19 protein-coding genes are annotated in these 17910 nt (G+C 72.8%); 14 read left to right on the forward strand and 5 right to left on the reverse strand.

What is annotated here, in order from left to right; translation table 11 throughout:
• Positions 1-45: 45 nt before the first annotated feature.
• The gene (locus ACMCNO_RS12165) at positions 46-573 is read right to left on the reverse strand and encodes a PH domain-containing protein (RefSeq protein WP_412749512.1); all 528 of its coding nucleotides are present in this window, start codon (positions 571-573) and stop codon (positions 46-48) included.
• A gap of 9 nt (positions 574-582) precedes the next feature.
• Positions 583-819: a hypothetical protein gene (locus ACMCNO_RS12170; protein ID WP_412749513.1), complete on the reverse strand. Its 237-nt coding sequence runs from the start codon at positions 817-819 to the stop codon at positions 583-585.
• A gap of 304 nt (positions 820-1123) precedes the next feature.
• Here ACMCNO_RS12170 and ACMCNO_RS12175 point away from each other — a divergent pair, with 304 nt between their 5' ends.
• From ACMCNO_RS12175 to ACMCNO_RS12205, 7 genes are all read left to right on the forward strand, one after another.
• Positions 1124-2260: an AAA family ATPase gene (locus ACMCNO_RS12175; protein WP_412749514.1), complete on the forward strand. Its 1137-nt coding sequence runs from the start codon at positions 1124-1126 to the stop codon at positions 2258-2260.
• Positions 2257-3270 (forward strand): DUF58 domain-containing protein, encoded by a 1014-nt coding sequence (locus ACMCNO_RS12180; protein ID WP_412749515.1) that lies wholly within the window; start codon positions 2257-2259, stop codon positions 3268-3270. The genes ACMCNO_RS12175 and ACMCNO_RS12180 overlap by 4 nt, the downstream gene beginning before the upstream one ends.
• A complete protein-coding gene (locus ACMCNO_RS12185; protein WP_412749516.1) occupies positions 3267-4217 on the forward strand; it encodes a VWA domain-containing protein in 951 nt (316 codons plus the stop codon). The genes ACMCNO_RS12180 and ACMCNO_RS12185 overlap by 4 nt, the downstream gene beginning before the upstream one ends.
• A gap of 457 nt (positions 4218-4674) precedes the next feature.
• Complete coding sequence (locus tag ACMCNO_RS12190) at positions 4675-5379, forward strand: beta-ketoacyl-ACP reductase (protein WP_412749517.1); 705 nt, start codon at positions 4675-4677, stop codon at positions 5377-5379.
• A 34-nt stretch (positions 5380-5413) separates the two neighbouring features.
• Positions 5414-6181 (forward strand): enoyl-ACP reductase FabI, encoded by a 768-nt coding sequence (fabI, locus tag ACMCNO_RS12195; protein ID WP_412749518.1) that lies wholly within the window; start codon positions 5414-5416, stop codon positions 6179-6181.
• A 50-nt stretch (positions 6182-6231) separates the two neighbouring features.
• Positions 6232-7260 (forward strand): ferrochelatase, encoded by a 1029-nt coding sequence (locus ACMCNO_RS12200; protein ID WP_412749519.1) that lies wholly within the window; start codon positions 6232-6234, stop codon positions 7258-7260.
• Positions 7257-8036 (forward strand): HAD-IIA family hydrolase, encoded by a 780-nt coding sequence (locus tag ACMCNO_RS12205; protein ID WP_412742084.1) that lies wholly within the window; start codon positions 7257-7259, stop codon positions 8034-8036. The genes ACMCNO_RS12200 and ACMCNO_RS12205 overlap by 4 nt, the downstream gene beginning before the upstream one ends.
• Before the next feature lie 234 nt (positions 8037-8270).
• On the opposite strand, the gene ACMCNO_RS12210 is transcribed toward ACMCNO_RS12205, so the two are convergent.
• A complete protein-coding gene (locus tag ACMCNO_RS12210) occupies positions 8271-8774 on the reverse strand; it encodes an NUDIX domain-containing protein (protein ID WP_412749520.1) in 504 nt (167 codons plus the stop codon).
• A 7-nt stretch (positions 8775-8781) separates the two neighbouring features.
• Positions 8782-9570 (reverse strand): hypothetical protein, encoded by a 789-nt coding sequence (locus ACMCNO_RS12215; protein WP_412749521.1) that lies wholly within the window; start codon positions 9568-9570, stop codon positions 8782-8784.
• 88 nt (positions 9571-9658) lie between these two features.
• Here ACMCNO_RS12215 and ACMCNO_RS12220 point away from each other — a divergent pair, with 88 nt between their 5' ends.
• The gene (locus tag ACMCNO_RS12220; protein WP_412749522.1) at positions 9659-10474 is read left to right on the forward strand and encodes a DUF3097 domain-containing protein; all 816 of its coding nucleotides are present in this window, start codon (positions 9659-9661) and stop codon (positions 10472-10474) included.
• 66 nt (positions 10475-10540) lie between these two features.
• Here ACMCNO_RS12220 and ACMCNO_RS12225 read toward each other — a convergent pair whose 3' ends face one another.
• Entirely contained in the window at positions 10541-11851 is a 1311-nt protein-coding gene (locus tag ACMCNO_RS12225) for a serine hydrolase domain-containing protein (protein WP_412749523.1), read from the reverse strand.
• A gap of 273 nt (positions 11852-12124) precedes the next feature.
• Here ACMCNO_RS12225 and ACMCNO_RS12230 point away from each other — a divergent pair, with 273 nt between their 5' ends.
• The 6 genes from ACMCNO_RS12230 (at position 12125) to ACMCNO_RS12255 (ending at position 17463) form a co-directional block, all read left to right on the forward strand.
• Positions 12125-12574: an NfeD family protein gene (locus ACMCNO_RS12230; protein WP_412749524.1), complete on the forward strand. Its 450-nt coding sequence runs from the start codon at positions 12125-12127 to the stop codon at positions 12572-12574.
• Between the two features lie 32 nt (positions 12575-12606).
• The gene (locus tag ACMCNO_RS12235; protein WP_412749525.1) at positions 12607-13731 is read left to right on the forward strand and encodes an SPFH domain-containing protein; all 1125 of its coding nucleotides are present in this window, start codon (positions 12607-12609) and stop codon (positions 13729-13731) included.
• Between the two features lie 274 nt (positions 13732-14005).
• Positions 14006-14671 carry a hypothetical protein gene (locus tag ACMCNO_RS12240; protein WP_412749526.1) on the forward strand — a complete coding sequence of 222 codons (666 nt, stop codon included), beginning with the start codon at positions 14006-14008 and terminating at the stop codon, positions 14669-14671.
• Positions 14672-14866: 195 nt separating this feature from the next.
• On the forward strand, positions 14867-15457 hold the full coding sequence (locus ACMCNO_RS12245) for a dihydrofolate reductase family protein (RefSeq protein ID WP_412749527.1): 591 nt from the start codon (positions 14867-14869) through the stop codon (positions 15455-15457).
• A gap of 7 nt (positions 15458-15464) precedes the next feature.
• The gene (locus ACMCNO_RS12250) at positions 15465-16283 is read left to right on the forward strand and encodes a TrmH family RNA methyltransferase (protein WP_412749528.1); all 819 of its coding nucleotides are present in this window, start codon (positions 15465-15467) and stop codon (positions 16281-16283) included.
• A gap of 25 nt (positions 16284-16308) precedes the next feature.
• Positions 16309-17463 carry a MalY/PatB family protein gene (locus ACMCNO_RS12255; protein ID WP_412749529.1) on the forward strand — a complete coding sequence of 385 codons (1155 nt, stop codon included), beginning with the start codon at positions 16309-16311 and terminating at the stop codon, positions 17461-17463.
• The last annotated feature ends 447 nt before the right edge of the window (positions 17464-17910 follow it).

Here is a 17910-nt window from a genome sequence, read left to right on the forward strand (position 1 = left end):
CGTCCGCCGGGGACGGCCCGTCGGGCAGGGACGCGTCGGCGGTGGTCACAGGCCCTCGGCCCGATCCTCGCCCAGCGCGGTGAGGCGGTCCCGCAGGCGGGCGGCCTCCTCGGGTGCCAGGCCGGGCACCCGGGCGTCGCTGGCGGCCGCCGCGGTGTGCAGCTGCACCGTGGCCAGGTGGAACGCCCGTTCCAGCGGACCGGCGGTGACATCGACGTACTGCATGCGCGAGTACGGCACGATGGACAGCCGGCGCACCAGCAGGCCATGCCGTACGAGCAGGTCGTTCTCGCGTTCGGCGTATCCCCATGCGCGGACGGCCCGGATCGTCGTCACCGACCGCCAGACCGCGAACGCCACGACGGCTGCCATGCCGGCCAGCCACAGCGGGTGCCCGGTGAGTAGGCGGCCGACCAGCAGGCCCGCCAGCAGCACCGCCACGAAGGTGCCCCGGGAGATCAGCTCCACAGTGATCAGCCGCGGGGACACCCGGCGCCAGGCGACCGTGTCGGGCCACGGCTCCAGTGGGTCACTGCCGGTTGCGGATCCGATGATCGGCGAGGGTTCGGCCACGCTTCGAGCCTAAGAGATCGGCGCACCGGGCGGCGACGGTGCGATCTGCGCCGGGTAGGGCTCCACCTCGCGCAGGAAGCGGCGGGCGCTCAGGAAATCACCCAGGGACTCCCGATGCTCGGCGCAGGCCAGCCACGTCTTGCGCCGCTGCGGCTCGTGCAGCTTGGGGTTGTTCCACCGCAGCTGCCAGACCGCGGGCGCACGGCAGCCCTTGGCGGAACACTGGGGGGTCGGATCCTCGAGCACGTCCGCAAGCCTACGCGGGCGGGCCCGGGTGGCGATCTGCGGGAAAGGGAAGATGAGCGCCGGGCGACCACGGGGGAAGTCGCCCGGCGACGCGCTGAATGTTACACGCTCCCAGTCCCCCGCCGTCCAGCCCTGCGCGGTGCCCGATCCGGCGGATCGCGCAGAAAGATCGAATCGTGGCGGTCGCCCGTCCGGCGCCCGGCGGGTATTGCGGCTCTGCCCCGACGGTTTTCCGCATGGTCGTGTAAGTCTTGAGCGTCGGCACCCACGCCGACGCGATGGACCGAACCGCTGTGGAGGACCGGTGGCCCAGCCGACCACGCCCGATACCGAGACCAGCACCGACGCCGGGGCCCCCGTACCGCCCGCGCAGGACGCGACGCAGCTCGAACGGGCGATGTTCGAGGTCAAGCGGGTCATCGTGGGCCAGGACAGGATGGTCGAGCGGATGTTCGTCGCCCTCCTGGCGCGCGGCCACTGCCTGCTCGAAGGCGTACCCGGGGTCGCCAAGACGCTCGCGGTCGAGACCCTGGCCACGGTCGTCGGGGGCACCTTCTCCCGGGTGCAGTTCACCCCCGACCTGGTGCCCGCGGACATCATCGGCACCCGCATCTACCGGCAGTCCCGGGAGAAGTTCGACGTCGAACTCGGGCCGGTCTTCGTCAACTTCCTGCTGGCCGACGAGATCAACCGGGCGCCCGCCAAGGTGCAGTCCGCGTTGCTGGAGGTCATGGCCGAACATCAGGTCTCCATCGGCGGGCAGACCCACGAGGTGCCGGATCCGTTCCTCGTCATGGCGACCCAGAACCCCATCGAGCAGGAGGGGGTGTACCCGCTGCCCGAGGCGCAGCGCGACCGCTTCCTCATGAAGATCCTCGTCGGCTATCCGACTGACGCCGAGGAGCGCGAGATCGTCTACCGGATGGGGGTGCGCCCGCCCGAGCCCAAGCCGGTGTTCACCCCGACCGAGCTGCTGGCCCTGCAGGGCCGCGCCGACCAGGTGTTCGTACACAACGCCCTGGTGGACTACGCGGTGCGGCTGGTGCTGGCCACCCGCGCGCCCGCCCAGCACGGGATGCCGGACGTCGCCCAGCTCATCCAGTACGGGGCGAGCCCGCGCGCCTCGCTCGGCATCGTCCGGGCCACCCGGGCGCTGGCGCTGCTGCGGGGCCGCGACTACGCCCTGCCCCAGGACCTGCAGGACATCGCCCCGGACATCCTGCGGCACCGGCTCGTGCTCAGCTACGACGCGCTGGCCGACGACATCCCGGCCGACCACATCGTCGCCCGGATCATGCAGAGCGTGCCGGTGCCGTCGGTGGCGTCGCGCCAGGGCGGCCCCGCGAACGGTCAGCCCGCGCCCACCAGCGGCGTACCGGGTGGCGGCTTCGACGTCCCGGCGCATCCGCACCACCCGGCTGCCTGGCCGGGGCAGCCGTGAGCCAGGCCGGGACCGCACCGCCCGGGGCCGACGAGGGCACCGCCCGGGCCGAGGCCGTGCTGTCCCGCCTGCAACTGCTGGTCACCCGCAAGCTCGACGGCCTGCTGCAGGGCGACTACGTGGGCCTGCTGCCCGGCCCCGGCAGCGAGGCGGGGGAGTCCCGGGAGTACCGCCCCGGCGACGACGTACGGCGGATGGACTGGCCGGTGACCGCCCGGACCACCACCCCGCACGTCCGGCGTACGGTCGCCGACCGGGAGCTGGAGACCTGGCTCGCGGTCGACCTGTCGGCCAGCGTCGACTTCGGCACCGCCCGCTGGCTCAAACGCGACCTGGTGATCGCCGCGGCCGCCGCGATGGCCCACCTCACCGTGCGCGGCGGCAACCGGATCGGCGCGGTCGTCGGCACCGGCTCGGGTGTCGCGCCGTCCGCCGCGTCGCGCGGGTGGCGGCGCCGCCGCGACACCACGCCGGTGGCCGCGCCGGCCCAGCCGTCGATGGTGCGGCTGCCCGCCCGGCCCGGGCGCAAGGAGGCGCAGGGGCTGCTGCGGGCGATCGCCCGTACCTCGGTCCGGCCCGGCCGGGCGGACCTGGGTGCACTTGTCGACATGCTGAACCGGCCGCCGCGCCGCCGCGGGGTGGCCGTCGTGATCTCCGACTTCCTCGCCCCGGTCGAGGGCTGGGCCCGCCCGGTCCGCAAACTCGGGGTACGCCACGACGTGCTGGCCATCGAGGTCGTCGACCCGCGGGAGCTGGAGCTGCCCGACGTCGGCGTGCTCACCCTGGCCGACCCGGAGACCGGGGCCCTGCACGAGGTCCAGACCGCCGACCCGGGGCTGCGCCGACGGTACGCCGAGGCGGCCGGTGAGCAGCGCGCCGTGATCGCCCGGGCCCTGCGCGCCGCCGGCGCCGCCCACCTGCGCCTGCGCACCGACACGGACTGGCTGCTGGACATGGTCCGCTTCGTCGCGGCCCAACGACACGCGCGCACCAGGGGGACCACCCGATGATCCGTTTCCTGGCACCCTGGTGGCTGCTGGCCTGGCTGCCCGTCATCGTCGTCGCCGGGGTGTATGTGTGGCGCCAGTTCCGGCAGCGCGCGTACGCGGTCCGGTTCACCAACGTCGACCTGCTGCGTACCCTCGCCCCCAAGGGTCTGGGCTGGCGCCGGCACGCGGCCGCGACCGCCTTCCTGCTCAGCATGGTCGCGCTGGCCTCGGCGATGGCCCGGCCCTCGGTGGACCGCAAGGAACCGCTGGAACGCGCCACGGTCATGCTGGCGATCGACGTGTCGCTGTCCATGCAGGCCGACGACGTCGCCCCGACCCGGATCCAGGCGGCTCAGGAGGCGGCCAAGGCGTTCGTCGACGAGCTGCCGCCCACCTACAACCTGGGGCTGGTGTCGTTCGCGAAGTCGGCCAACGTGCTGGTGCCGCCGACCAAGGACCGCGCCGCGGTGCTGGCGGGCATCGACGGCCTGACCCTGGCCGAGGCCACCGCGACCGGCGAGGCCGTCTTCACGTCGCTGGACGCCATCCGTTCCGTGCCCGCCGACGGGGCCGCCGGCGCCCCACCGGCCCGGATCGTGCTGCTCTCCGACGGCTACCGCACGTCGGGGCGTTCCATCGAGGACGCGGCCGCCGCGGCCTCGTCCGCGAACGTCCCGGTCTCCACGATCGCTTTCGGTACGGACACCGGCGTCGTGGACATCCGCGGCCAGTTGCAGCGGGTGCCGGTGGACCGGCTGTCGTTGCAGCAGCTCGCCGAGACGACCAAGGGCTACTTCTATGAGGCCGCCTCGGTCGGCGAGCTGAAGCAGGTGTACGAGGACATGGGCAGCTCGATCGGCCATCGGATCGAACCGCGGGAGGTCACCCAGTGGTACGCCGGGGCGGCCCTGCTGTTCGGGCTCGTCTCCGCGGGACTGAGTCTGCTGTGGACCTCCCGGCTGCCCTGACGGGATCAGGGTGTGCTGTGCACGAGCACGAACAGCACGACCACCCAGACGGTGGCGATGGTGAAGCCGAGAGGCGCGACGAAACGGCTCATCTGCGGGAACCTCCGGAAGTGAAGACCGGCGGGGACTGCGCACACGTCACGTCGCGGCCGGCACCGCTCCCCGGTGGTCGCGGCGCGCACGACCAGGCCCGCCGCCGATCATGCGGCGTGCGGGTGGGGAGGGCGGGAGGGTGTCAGCCGCAGAAGGGCTGACGACCGGCCCGGCCACGACTAGGAGGATCGCTATCTCGCACAGCGATCACCTCCGTCGGTCGTGGGCCACGTGTCGTGGCGGTCTTCGGGCCGCGGAAGAGCGTACCTCTTAAGCGCGACATAAGGAAAACGGGCGCGTGCCCGGCGTGGCGGGAAGCACCCGCTAGTCTCCAGATGATCCCCGCAGCAGTTAAGGAGTACGCGTGCCACGCACCGTGTTGGTCACCGGAGGCAACCGCGGCATCGGCCTGGCCATCGCGCAGGAGTTCGCCAAGCAGGGCGACCGGGTCGCGGTCACCCATCGCGGCAGCGGCGCCCCCGACGGGCTTTTCGGCGTCCAGTGCGACATCACCGACGGCGCCGCGGTCGACGCCGCGTTCACCACGGTCGAGGCGGAACTGGGCCCGGTCGAGGTGCTGGTGGCCAACGCCGGCATCACCGACGACACCCTGCTGCTGCGCATGTCGGAGGAGCAGTTCACCCGGGTCGTCGACACCAACCTGACCGGCGCGTTCCGGTGCGCCAAGCGGGCCAGCTCGAAGATGCTGCGCGCCAAGTGGGGCCGGATCATCTTCATCTCCTCGGTGGTCGGCCTGTACGGCGGCCCCGGCCAGGTCAACTACGCCGCCAGCAAGGCGGGGCTGGTCGGCATGGCCCGTTCCATCACCCGCGAGCTGGGCACCCGCAACATCACCGCGAATGTGGTCGCCCCCGGCTTCATCGAGACCGACATGACCGACGCCTTGCCCGAAGCCCGCCGGGCGGAGATCATCAACGCGGTCCCGGCCGGGCGGCTCGCCCAGCCCAGCGAGGTCGCCGCCGCGGTGACCTGGCTGGCCAGCGACTCCTCGGCGTACATCTCGGGCGCCGTGATCCCGGTCGACGGCGGCCTCGGCATGGGCCACTGACGGACGACCCGTTCCAGCTACTCAGGAGAGACCCGTGTCTGCACTGCTCGCCGGCAAGCGCCTGCTCATCACCGGCATCATCACCGACGCCTCCATCGCGTTCTCGGTGGCGAAGCTGGCACAGGAGAACGGCGCCACCGTCGTGCTCACCGGCTTCGGCCGGCTGTCGCTGGTCGAGCGGATCGCCAAGCGGCTGCCCGCACCGGCGCCCGTCATCGAGCTGGACGTGACCAACGCCGAGCACCTGGCCGGGCTGGCGGACAAGGTCCGCGAGCACGTCGACGGTCTGGACGGAGTGGTGCACTCGATCGGGTTCGCGCCGCAGAGCTGCCTCGGCGGCGGCTTCCTGGACGCGCCGTGGGAGGACGTGGCGACCGCGGTGCAGGTCTCCACGTACTCGTACAAGTCGCTGGCGACCGCGTGCCTGCCGCTGATGGGCCGCGGTGGCAGCGTCGTCGGCCTGACCTTCGACGCCACCAAGGCGTGGCCGGTCTACGACTGGATGGGCGTCGCCAAGGCCGGGCTGGAGTCCGCCTCCCGCTACCTCGCCCTGCACCTTGGTGAGCGGGGCATCCGCAGCAACCTGGTGTCGGCCGGGCCGCTGCGCACCATGGCCGCCAAGTCCATCCCCGGCTTCGAGCAGTTCGAACAGGCGTGGTCGGACCGCGCGCCGCTGGGCTGGGACCTGCAGGACCAGGAACCGTCGGCCCGCGCGGTGTGCGCGCTGCTGTCCGACTGGTTCCCCGCCACCACCGGCGAGATCGTGCACGTCGACGGCGGCTACCACGCCCTGGGGGCCTGAGGCCGACCTCACGTGGGCGGACCCGGGCAGGCTCGGGAAGGATGGTCGCCGTGGAGTACGACGCTTTCCTGCTGATGTCCTTCGGCGGCCCGGAACACCGCGACGACGTCATGCCGTTCCTGCGCAACGTGACGCGCGGGCGCGGCGTGCCCGAGGAGCGGCTGGCCGAGGTGGCCGAGCACTACTACCACTTCGGCGGGGTGTCGCCGATCAACCAGCAGTGCCGTGACCTGCTGGCCGCGATCGACGCCGACTTCGCCGCGCACGGGGTCGGCCTGCCGACGTACTGGGGCAACCGCAACTGGCAGCCGATGCTGGCCGACACCGTGGCACGGATGCGCGACGACGGCGTCACCTCGGCCCTCGGCTTCGCCACCAGCGCGTACGGCGGGTATTCGTCGTGCAGGCAGTACTGGGAGGACATCGCCGCGGCCCGCGCGCACGTCGGGCCCGGCGCGCCGCGGATCACCAAGCTGCGCCACTTCCACGACCATCCCGGCTTCGTGCGGCCGCACGCCGACGCCGTACGCGCCGCCCTGGCCGGGCTGGATCCGGCCCGGCGGGCGAGCACCCGGCTGGTGTTCACCGCCCACTCGATCCCGGTGAGCATGGCCGCCACGGCCGGGCCGGACGGCGGCCGCTACACCGCCCAGCTGCACGAGACCGCCGCCCTGGTGCACGCCGCGGCCGCCCCCGACCTGCCCTGGGACCTGGTCTGGCAGAGCCGCTCCGGGCCGCCGCAGGTGCCGTGGCTGGAGCCGGACGTCAACGACCACCTGCGGGAGCTGGCCGACAAGGGGGTCACCGACGTGGTGGTCAGCCCGGTCGGTTTCGTCTCAGACCACCTCGAGGTGGTGTGGGACCTGGACAACGAGGCCGCCGCGACCGCCCGGGAACTGGGCCTCGGGTACGCCCGCGCGGCCACCCCCGGCACGGATCCCCGTTTCGTCGCGATGGTCCGCGAGCTGGTATTGGAGCGGATCGAGCAGGCCGCCCCGGCCCGGCTCGGTACGCTCCCCGTCTGGGACGTGTGCCCCGAGAACTGCTGCCCGCCCCCACCGCGACGAGGAGCGTCATGAGCGAGCGCAAGGCCATCGAGAGCTGGCTCACCGACATGGACGGCGTCCTCGTGCACGAGGGCGTGCCCGTCCCCGGCGCCCCCGAGTTCGTGGCCAAGATGCAGCAGTCCGGCAAGCCGTTCCTCATCCTGACGAACAACTCCATCTACACCCCACGCGACCTGCAGGCCCGGCTCAGCCGCATGGGCATCGAGGTGCCGGAGCAGTCCATCTGGACCTCCGCGCTGGCCACCGCGCAGTTCCTCGCCGACCAGCGCCCCGACGGCACCGCGTACGTGATCGGTGAGGCGGGCCTCACCACCGCGCTGCACGCCGTGGGGTATGTGCTGACCGACTACGCCCCCGACTACGTCGTGCTCGGCGAGACCCGGACGTACAGCTTCGAGGCCATCACCAAGGCGATCCGGCTGATCAACGGCGGCGCCCGGTTCATCTGCACCAACCCCGACGTCACCGGCCCGTCGAACGAGGGCGACCTGCCCGCCGCCGGCTCCGTCGCCGCGATGATCTCCAAGGCCACCGGGGTCGACCCGTACTTCGTGGGCAAGCCCAACCCGATGATGATGCGCTCGGCGCTGAACACCATCGAGGCGCATTCGGAGAGTACGGCGATGATCGGCGACCGGATGGACACCGACGTGCTGTGCGGGCTGGAAGCCGGGCTGCAGACGATCCTGGTGCTCACCGGGATCAGTACGCGTGCCGAGACCGAGCGGTACCCGTACCGGCCGTCGCGCATCGTCGACAGCGTCGCCGACCTCATCGACGAACTCTGACCAGCGACGCCGCCCAGACCGGGTCAGCCGATCCTGGAATCGGCTACCGGGATCAGTGCACCGCCAACGTGGTCTGGAAAGACGGCTTCCCGGGGCGCTACACCATCAATCGCCGCGTCTACTCGAGACCCGACCTGCCCGCGTCCGGCAGCGGTAGCACTCGGATGGGTCCCGATGGGTCATCGCGGAGCCTCTTCCGGCGTTGACGTCCCGCCGCAGTGGTCAGTGGCGGCGTCAGAAGTCGGCAGCGACCTCGGCGAAGTACGCCTCGACCACCTGGGTGTGCAGGTCGAAGCCGAGGGGGCGGGGCGCGTCGAGGATCCACCAGCCGTGTGATTCCGCGTTCGCGAGGCTCGTCGGCAGCGCGTCCGCGGAGGCCAGCGCCGGGAGCAGGCCGAAGATCAGCAGGGTGCCGTCCGGCGCGCTCAGCACGTCGAACAGCCGTACCGTCTTCGCCTCGGCGTCCAGGCCGACCTCCTCGTGCAGCTCCCGTACGGTCGCCTCCTGCCAGGTCTCGCCGCGCTCGATGAAGCCACCCGGCAGGGCCAGCAGGTCCTCGGCCGGGGGAATGGCCCGCCGCACGGTCAGCAGGCCGAGGCCGACCGGCTGCAGCGCGACCGCCACCGGCAGCGGGTTGAGGTAGCTGGTCTCGCCGCAGGCGGCGCAGCGCCTCGGCCACGGCTGGCCGGGGGTGAACCTGGCGCCGCAGAACGTGCAGTGCGCGTATCGGTCCTGCATGTCCGGCTCAGGGATGCAGCGGCGAGTTGCACGCCGCGACCAGCGCCTGGCGGCAGGCCGAGGTGAGCGGGCGCAAGGCCGCGTCGCGCTGCTGTGCCTCGAACCCGTTGACCGCGCCGCCGGGGGCGCTGTGCTCGGCGAGCGCGAGCACCTGGTCGAGGATGCTCGCCCGGGCGAACAGGCGCCGCGAGCGCGGGTCGAAACCGGGTGGCAGCGTGGCGGCGCTGTCCGGGCGGCGTAACGCCTGCAACGCGCCGGCCAGCTCGGGCCGCCACTGCGCGACGTCGAGGCGGGTCAGCTGTGCCGTCGCCTCGGTCAGGGCGGTGGTCAGCTCGGCCTCGGCCTCGGCGGCGGCCATCTGGAAACCGGGCCGGAAACCGGACGCGGGCACCGGATGGAAGCGCCACAGCACCGTCTCGAAGGTCACCCCGGAGCCGGAGGTGTGCCGGCGCACCTCCGGCACCACGCCGAAGTCGGGGGTCATCACGGCCTCGCCCGCCAGCAGCGCGGCACCGGTCAGCTCGCCCGGGCCGGGCAGCCCGCGCGGGTCGCCGGGCGCCGGCAGCACCAGCCGGATGTCGTCCGGGTGCAGCTTGGCGAGGGAGGGCAGCGCGGCGGACAGGGGCACGTCGGTCCAGGTGCCGGGGGCGTCCGCGACCAGGTGCTCCTCGCCGGCGGCGATCTCGTCGGTCAGCTCGTCGAACGGCACGAGACCAGCGCGCCAGGCACGCACCCAGGCGACGAACCGGGTCGAGCGGCGCACCGTCAGTGTCGCCGCATCAGCTGCGGGGGACATGCGAGCAAGGGTACGTGCCGTTCGCCGGGGTTGTCTCGGCCGGAGCGTCGGCGGGGCATACCCGCTCGGGGGAGTTACCGTGCCGGTCATGTATGGGGAGGATGTGCTGGCCGGGAACTGGCGCAAGCGCACGGTGGTGCCCGTCGTCGACGCGGAACGCGACCTGGTGGTGGAGGACGTGGACTCCGGGTTCTGCGGCGCGGTGGTCGGGTTCGAGCTGGGCGCGGTGGTGCTGGAGGACCGCAAGGGGCGCCGTCGGAATTTCCCGCTGGACCCGGCGGCGTTCCTGCACGAGGGCAAGGTCGTGACGCTGCGCCGACCGGCGGGCGGGGCCGTGCCGGTGCGGCCACGGCGGACCGCTTCCGGCTCGGTCGCGGTCGACGGGGTACGCGCGCAGGTCGCCAGGGCCAGCCGGATCTGGGTCGAGGGGATCCACGACGCCGCCCTGATCGAGCGGATCTGGGGTGACGACCTGCGCATCGAGGGTGTGGTGGTGCAGCCGCTGGACGGCATCGACGAGCTGCCCGCGGCGGTGCGTGGCTTCGCCCCCGGCCCCCGGCGCAAGCTGGGGGTGCTGGTCGACCACCTGGTGCCCGGGTCCAAAGAGAGCCGGATCGTCGCCGCGGTCACCTCGTCGCACGTGCTGGTCACCGGCCACCCGTACGTGGACGTGTGGCAGGCGGTCAAGCCGGAACGGGTGGGTCTGCGCGCGTGGCCGGTGGTGCCGCCCGGGCGGCCGTGGAAGGAAGGTGTCTGCGCCGCGGCCGGGATCGCCGAACCGGCGGAGATGTGGCGCCGGGTGCTCGCCGGGGTGAACAGCTACAAGGATGTCGAGACGCCGCTGGTGAACGCGGTGGAGCGGCTCATCGACTTCGTCACCGTCCTCGACGACCCGGCTGGCTGATCACGACGGGTGGCCGGTCCGGACCTGGTCAGCTCCGCGCCCGAGCTCTTCGCCCGGATGGTTCCGCTATGCCAGGTGCAACGGGTCGCGGCCGAAGACGAACGTGGCGATGTCCAGTTTGTCCACTTCGCCGTCGGCGTCGCGAAGGACGGTCAGGATCTCGCCGTCGTTCATGCCGGAGGTGCCACGCCACCGGTCGGGTGCCTCGCGCACGAACCGCCACGGCACCGTCGGCACGGTGAGGCAGGTCATCACCACGCCGTCGGCGTCGGCGCGGATCTCGTACTCGCGGCCCATCCACCACCAGCGGCCGCACAGCTCGGCGGCCTCGCCCTCCGGCGCGGCGGTGGGCTGCCACGGCTGCACCGTGACCGGCTCGGCGTCCAGCACCACGGTCAGCGCCTCCAGCGCCACCTGCTGGATGTGGGTGCCGCGCAGGCCGTACGCGTTGGCGAAGGCGATCACGCCGGTGCGGCTGGGCCGGTGCACGGCCAGCTGGGCCACGTACCCGGGCATCGAGCCGCCGTGGCCCACGAACACGCGTTCGCCGACCCGGTACAGCTGCGGGCCCAGCCCGTGCCCCGCGGTCCACGTCTCGTCCGCGATGACGACCGGTGTGCACATCTCGTCGAGGGTGTCGCGGGCCAGCACCTCGGGCGCCGGGTCGGCGAGGAAAGCCGCCCACGCCGCCATGTCGGTGACCGTGGACCACAGCTGTCCGGCGGGGGCCATCGCGCCCGCGTCCAGCCGCGGCTCCTCGTGCACGGTGCCGTGCAGGGGGTGCACGACGTAGCCGCGGGCGAACGGCTCCACGGGCCCGTACGAGGTGCGCTTCATGCCCAGCGGGTCGAGCACCCGCTTGGCCAGCAGGTCCGGCCAGTCCTCGCCGGTCACCCGGTGCAGTACGGCGCCGAGCAGCCCGTACGCGAGGTTGGAGTAGTGGTACCGCCGGAACGGGGGTCCGGCCACCTTCTCGTACGGCAGCTCCGCCAGCAACCGGTCGACGTCGCCGCCGGTGTGGCGTTCCCACCAGGGGCCTTCGGGTTCGCGCTGGAGCCCGGAGACGTGACCGAGCAACTGGCGCAGGGTGATGCCGCCGACCGAGGTGCCCGGCAGGTGGCGGTACAGCAGGTCGTCAAGGGCGAAGAAGCCCTCGTCGCGCAGCTGCATGATCATCGTCGCGGTCATCGTCTTGGTGATCGAACCGAGGCGGTACTGCATCGCCGGGTCGGGCTGCGGTGCTGCGCCCGCGGCGGCGAAGTGCAGCAGCGCGGAGTCGCGGACGATGCCCAGCGCCAGGGACGGCGCCCGGCCCGCGGACTGGGCCTGCACGGCGATCTCGGTGACACGTCGGCCGGTTTCGGGCAGCAGGGACACGGCATACCTTCCTTGGGGGGATGTTCGGGGGGTGATGCCTCGTGTACAACTGCCCGGCGCCCATATGGCTACGGACTGGCGTGCGCGAGTGCACCGAGCGCAGCGAGGGCCGCGAGGGCACGCCCGGCCGGCACCGCGTGCGCGAGTGCACCGCGCGCAGCGAGGGCCGCGAGGGCACGCCCGGGCTGGCACCGCGTGCGCAAACGCGCCGAGCGCAGCACATGGTCGGGACGGGGCATCGCCGTGCGTGCGCGTCCGTGTCACGATCGTGGGGTGGAAGCTGTGCTGTGGATTGTCCTGGCCATCGCCCTCGCGATCGCCGAGGCGTTCACCGCGACCCTGTTCGTCATCATGTTCGCCGCGGGTGCGCTGGCGGCCGCCGGTGCGGCCGCGCTCGGCGCCCCGGTGCTGCTGCAGACGATCGTGTTCGCGATCGTCTCGGCCCTGTCCATCGGCGCGATCCGCCCGCTGATCGTGCGGCGCTCCAACCCGGCGCTGGAGGGCGGCGAGACGCCGTTCGGGCTGGCGGCCCTGGAGGGTGCGCAGGCGACCGTGCTGGAGCAGGTCGACGCGGACCACGGCATGATCAAGATCGACGGGGAGCTGTGGCAGGCGCGCTCGTTCGACGGCACGGAGACGTACCAGCCGGGCGACCATGTCCGGGTCGTCAAGGTACGCGGTGCCACCGCGCTGGTCTGGCGCGACGACCTGCCCCATCTCTGAGCTGCTGAGCACCTTCGATAAAGAGAGGCACCATGGATTATGTGATCGGTCTCCTGGTCATGGTGATCGCGTTGTTCGCGGTCATCACCCTGATCAGGTCCGTGCGAATCGTTCCGCAGCAGCGGATGGACGTGGTCGAGCGCCTGGGCCGGTACAAGCGCACCCTGGCGCCCGGGCTCAACCTGCTGGTCCCGTTCGTCGACGCGGTCCGTACCAAGGTGGACATGCGCGAGCAGGTGGTCAGCTTCCCGCCGCAGCCGGTCATCACCAGCGACAACCTGGTGGTCTCCATCGACACCGTGCTCTACTTCAAGGTCGTCGACCCGGTCCGGGCCACCTACGAGATCTCGAACTTCCTCCAGGCCATCGAGCAGCTCACGGTCACCACGCTGCGTAACGTCATCGGCTCGCTCGACCTGGAGCGCGCCCTGACGAGCCGCGAGGAGATCAACCGGCACCTGTCGAGCGTGCTCGACGAGACCACCGGCCGCTGGGGCATCAAGGTGACCCGGGTCGAGATCAAGGCGATCGAGCCCCCGCCCAGCATCCGCGACTCCATGGAGAAGCAGATGCGCGCGGAGCGGGAGCGTCGCGCCACGATCCTCAACGCCGAGGGGCACAAGCAGGCGCAGATCCTCACGGCCGAGGGCGAGAAGCAGGCCGCGGTGCTGCGCGCCGACGGTGACCGGCAGTCCCGCATCCTGCAGGCCGAGGGCCAGGCCAAGGCCATCCGTACGGTGTTCGACGCGATCCACCAGGCCAACCCGAGCCAGAAGGTGCTGGCGTACCAGTACCTGCAGTCGCTGCCGCAGATCGCCAACGGCTCGGCGAACAAGGTGTGGATCGTGCCGACCGAGCTGACCAAGGCCCTGGAGGGCCTCGGCGGTGCGCTGGGCGGTCTGGCCAACATGGCCGGGGATGCCCCGGCGGCGGCGGTCGACACCGGTGCGGTGGAGCGCGAGGCCGCGGCGGCGGCCCAGGCCGCGGCCGCGGAGGCCGAGAAGGTCGACGCCGCGGTACGGGCGGCCGAGGCCCAGGTCTCCGGCGACAACGCACCCAAGGGCCTGCCCGCCTCCGAACCGACTCCTCCGGCGCTGGGCACCTCCGAGTACAACGGGGATGTGTCCGGCGCGCACCGCCAGCCAGATCTGGGGTAACCCGAGCGCTTGAACCATGGCGGGTGGCTGACCGGCACGCAGGGCGCCTTGCCTGCACGCCTTCCAGCTCGATCCGGACGACGGCCCCCGGGGATTCCCGGGGGCCGTTTCGCGTCTTGGTCGCCGCGTCCTCGGCGTCGGGTGATGTCGAGGGCGTGGCCGTCAGTCCGATTTTGGCGGAAATGATCCGTGCGTGCCTGGTTTCTGGAAGGCTGTCCGCAGGGATCCGACGGTGCCCCCCGGCCGCTCGGCTGAGGTCAGCGGGGGGCGTGCCATGAGCATCAGCCAGCACCACACGGCCAGTGGGCGTCCGTTGCGGGTCGCTCCCGCGTGGGTCGGCGCCGCCAGCCCCGCCACCGACGCGGACGACGGCCTGTTACCGGTCCGCGAGGCCGTCTGGATCTGGTCCGTGCGCCGCTACGCCCGGGTCGCCCTGTGGGCGCTGCCGATGGGCGCCGTGCTGTACGGCTGGTCCACCCTCGGCGCCCAGCCCGGTCCCCTCGCCCTGCGCCTGTCCGCCGGCTGGTTCTCGCTCGTCGCGATGATCGCCCTGGCCGGGCTGCTGGCGGGTTCGCGGGTGCGCCGTCCTGCCCTGGCCGGGCTGCTGGTCGGGCTCGCCGGTGCCGTGCTGCTGCTTCCGACGGTTGCGCTGCCGCTGGACGCCGCGCCGACCGGCAGTGCACTGTCCGCCGACGCCGTACGCACGGTCGCGTTCATGGGTGCGCTGGTCACCGGAGCGGGCTGGCTGCTGCTCGGCTGGGCGGTCTTCCGGTCGCGTCTGGTCAACCCGGCGGACGGGGTCCTGCTCATGCTCGCCGCGGTGTCCGTCGGCGCCGGGGCGTACGCGGTACGCCCCCTGCCCACGGTCGGTGCCCTGCTGATGCTGGCCGCCGGAATGGGTCTGGCCTGGACCGGCAACCGCCTGATCCCCCCAGCCTGACTCCTCCGCGCCGCACCACCCCGCCCACGCTCCGGTCCCTGCTCCGGCCTCCCCGTTCCGCCCCGCTTCGGGTCGCCGCTTTGCGGTGGGCTGGCTGTGGGGTGGTGGGCTGGGTCGTTCGGTGCTGGCTGCGGGCCGGATGGCATGCTCCGGGGAGCGGGGCGCGGGCGGTGTGCCTCGCGGGAGGAGCGTGACATGGCCAAGGTGGTGGCCGACATCTCGATGTCCGTCGACGGGTTCGTCACCGGCCCCGGCCCCGATCTCGCCCACGGCCTGGGCCGGGGTGGCGAGGCGCTGCACATCTGGGCGTTCCAAGGCGACCGGGTGGATGGCGAAGTGCTCGACGAGGCGGTCGACAACACCGGCGTCATCGTGATGGGCCGCCGTCTGTTCGACATCGTGGACGGCCCGCACGGCTGGAACGACGAGGTCGGCTACGGCGCCGGCGCCGCCGGTCAGCAGCCCGTCCTGGTCGTGACCCGCAACCCGCCCGACGAGGTACGCCTGGCCGACCGGTTCTCGTTCGTCGTGGACGGTGTCGGCAGCGCGATCAGCAAGGCGTCCGCGATGGCCGAGGAACGCGACGTGGTGGTGATGGGCGGCGCCGCGGTCATCCGCGGTTGCCTCGACGCCGGGCTGCTCGACGAGCTGCGCCTGCACGTGGCGCCGGTGCTGCTCGGCGGAGGCACGCCGCTGTTCGCCGGGGGAGTCGTCCCGCGCGAGCTGCGCCAGGTGCGGGTCCGGCCCTCCACCACCGCCACCCACCTCACGTACCGGGTGGGCTGAGCCGCCGATGCCCGACGTGCACCTCGTCACCGACCCGGACGACGAGCGGCTCGGTGACTACCGGGCGCTCACCGACGTCGAGTTGCGGACCCGGTGGGAACCGCCGCACGGCCTGTTCATCGCCGAAGGGGAGTTGGTGCTGCGCCGCGCCCTGCGGGCCGGCTATGCGCCACGGTCCTATCTGGTCGATGCGAAACGCGTGGACCAGCTCGGCGACCTGCCCGCCGACGCTCCCGTGTACGCGGCAACCCCCGACGTGCTGGAACGCGCCACCGGTTTCCACGTGCACCGGGGGGTCCTCGCCTCCTTCCACCGGCTGCCGCTGCGCGACGCGGATGAGGTGCTGGCCGCGGCGCGGCGGGTGGCGATCCTGGAGGACGTCAACAACCACACGAACATCGGCGCGGTCTTCCGGGGCGCGGCGGCGCTGGGTATCGACGCGGTGCTGCTGTCTCCGTCGTGCGCCGATCCGCTCTACCGGCGCAGCGTACGGGTCAGCATGGGCGAGGTGTTCGCCGTCCCGTACGCCCGGCTGGAGCCGTGGCCGGACGGCCTGGAGCGGGTCCGCGCGGCCGGTTTCACGGTGCTGGCGCTGACCCCCGACCCGCAGGCCGTACCGATGCAGCACCTCACCGCGGCGCAGCGCGCCCGCGCCGCGCTGGTGCTCGGCGCCGAAGGCCCGGGTCTGTCCCGGCACGCGTTTGCGGGCAGCGACGTGCGGGTGCGCATCCCGATGCGTCGCGGCGTGGATTCGCTCAACGTCGCGGCCGCGGCCGCGGTCGCGTTCTGGGAGCTGGGACGCGACGACGAGGTGCCGGTCGGGTGATCGATCCCTGGGCGAGGATGGGGAGATGAGTGCCGAGCTGCCCGTCCCGCCCCTGGCTGAGCTTCGCGGCCGCCGCAGTGCCAAGTGGCGGACGTACCCGCCCGACGTGCTTCCGCTGACCGTCGCCGAGATGGACTTCGGGCTCGCCCCGCCGGTCGCCGAGGTGCTGCGGGAGGCGGTCGACTCATCCGACACCGGGTACGCGGCACCCGACTCCACTGTGGGCACAGCGCTCGCCGGGTTCGCGGCGCGGCGCTGGGGGTGGACCGTCGATCCCGGGGCGGTCACCGCCGTACCGGACGTGGGCGTCGGGGTGGTAGAGGTGCTGCGGACCCTTGCCCGGCCCGGGGACGCGGTGGTCGTCAGCCCGCCGGTGTACCCGCCGTTCTTCGACTGGGTGCCCGAGGCCGGCGCCCGGACCCACGAGGTGCCGCTGGCCCGCGACGCGGACGGCGGCTACCGGCTGGACCTGCCCGCGCTGGAACGGGCGTTCGCGACCGGCCCCGCCGCGTACGTGCTGTGCAATCCGCACAACCCGGTGGGGCGGGTGCACACGCCGGACGAGTTGGCCGCGCTGGTCCGCCTCGCGCGGATCCACCGCGTCCCGATCATCAGCGATGAGATCCACGCGCCGCTGGTGCTGCCGGGCGCCGCCTTCACACCGCTGCTGAGCGTGCCCGGCGCCGCCGAGGCGGCGGTGAGCGTGGTGTCGGCCAGCAAGGCGTTCAACCTGGCCGGACTCAAGTGCGCTGCCGTGGTGACCGCGTCGCCGGTGACCGCCGGGCTGGTGCGGCGGTTCCCGCCGGATGCCCGGTGGCGCACCGGCCACTTCGGAGTGCTCGCGACGGTTGCCGCGTACACCGCGGGTGATCGGTGGCTGGACCGGCTCCTCGCCACCCTCGACGCGCGCCGCGCCCAACTCGGCAAGCTCCTCGCCGAACGACTGCCGAAGGTGCGCTGGCGGCCGCCCGAGGCGACGTACCTGGCGTGGCTCGACTGCGCGGCCCTCGGGGAGGGCGACGCGCCGCGGGAGCTGTTCCTGGCGCGGGGGCGGATCGCGCTGGAGCCGGGCATGCGCTTCGGCGCGCCGGGCGCCGGGCACGTGCGGCTCAATTTCGGCACCAGCGCCGAGATCCTGGACGAGGCGACCGCGCGGATGGCGGGCGCGGTCCGGGGGTAGCGGGCCGCCCTCGCGCACGGGCTCGTCACGGTTTCCAGCCGCCCCATGGGTGGTCGCGGACGGCCGCCGCGCACGGGGTGGTCGCGAGTTGCCGGCCGCGCATGGGGCGGTCGCGGGTTTCCGCGCGACGGCAGTACGGTTGTCCTGTTCGCGTGGTCCGGCGGATTCGTGATGGTCTGGCGTAGCGGGGGTGTGCAGGTGTCGATGATCGGTTCTGGTTCTGGCTCCGACCAGCCGCACCTGCGGGCGCTGATCCGGGCTGTCCGCGCGCGCATGGCGGGCCCGGACCCGAGCGCCGGAACCGATCCAGCCGTTCCCACCGCCACCGGCGGGCGAACTGCCCCCACCGGCACGGGCACCGGCACTCCGGCTGCCCCGACCGGCAATGCCAGCCCGGTCGGCACTGCCAACCCGACCGGCACTGCCAACCCGACCGGCGCCGCCAGC

The sequence above is a fragment of the Krasilnikovia sp. M28-CT-15 genome, assembly GCF_047159595.1.
In the GTDB taxonomy this organism is placed as follows: domain Bacteria; phylum Actinomycetota; class Actinomycetes; order Mycobacteriales; family Micromonosporaceae; genus Actinoplanes.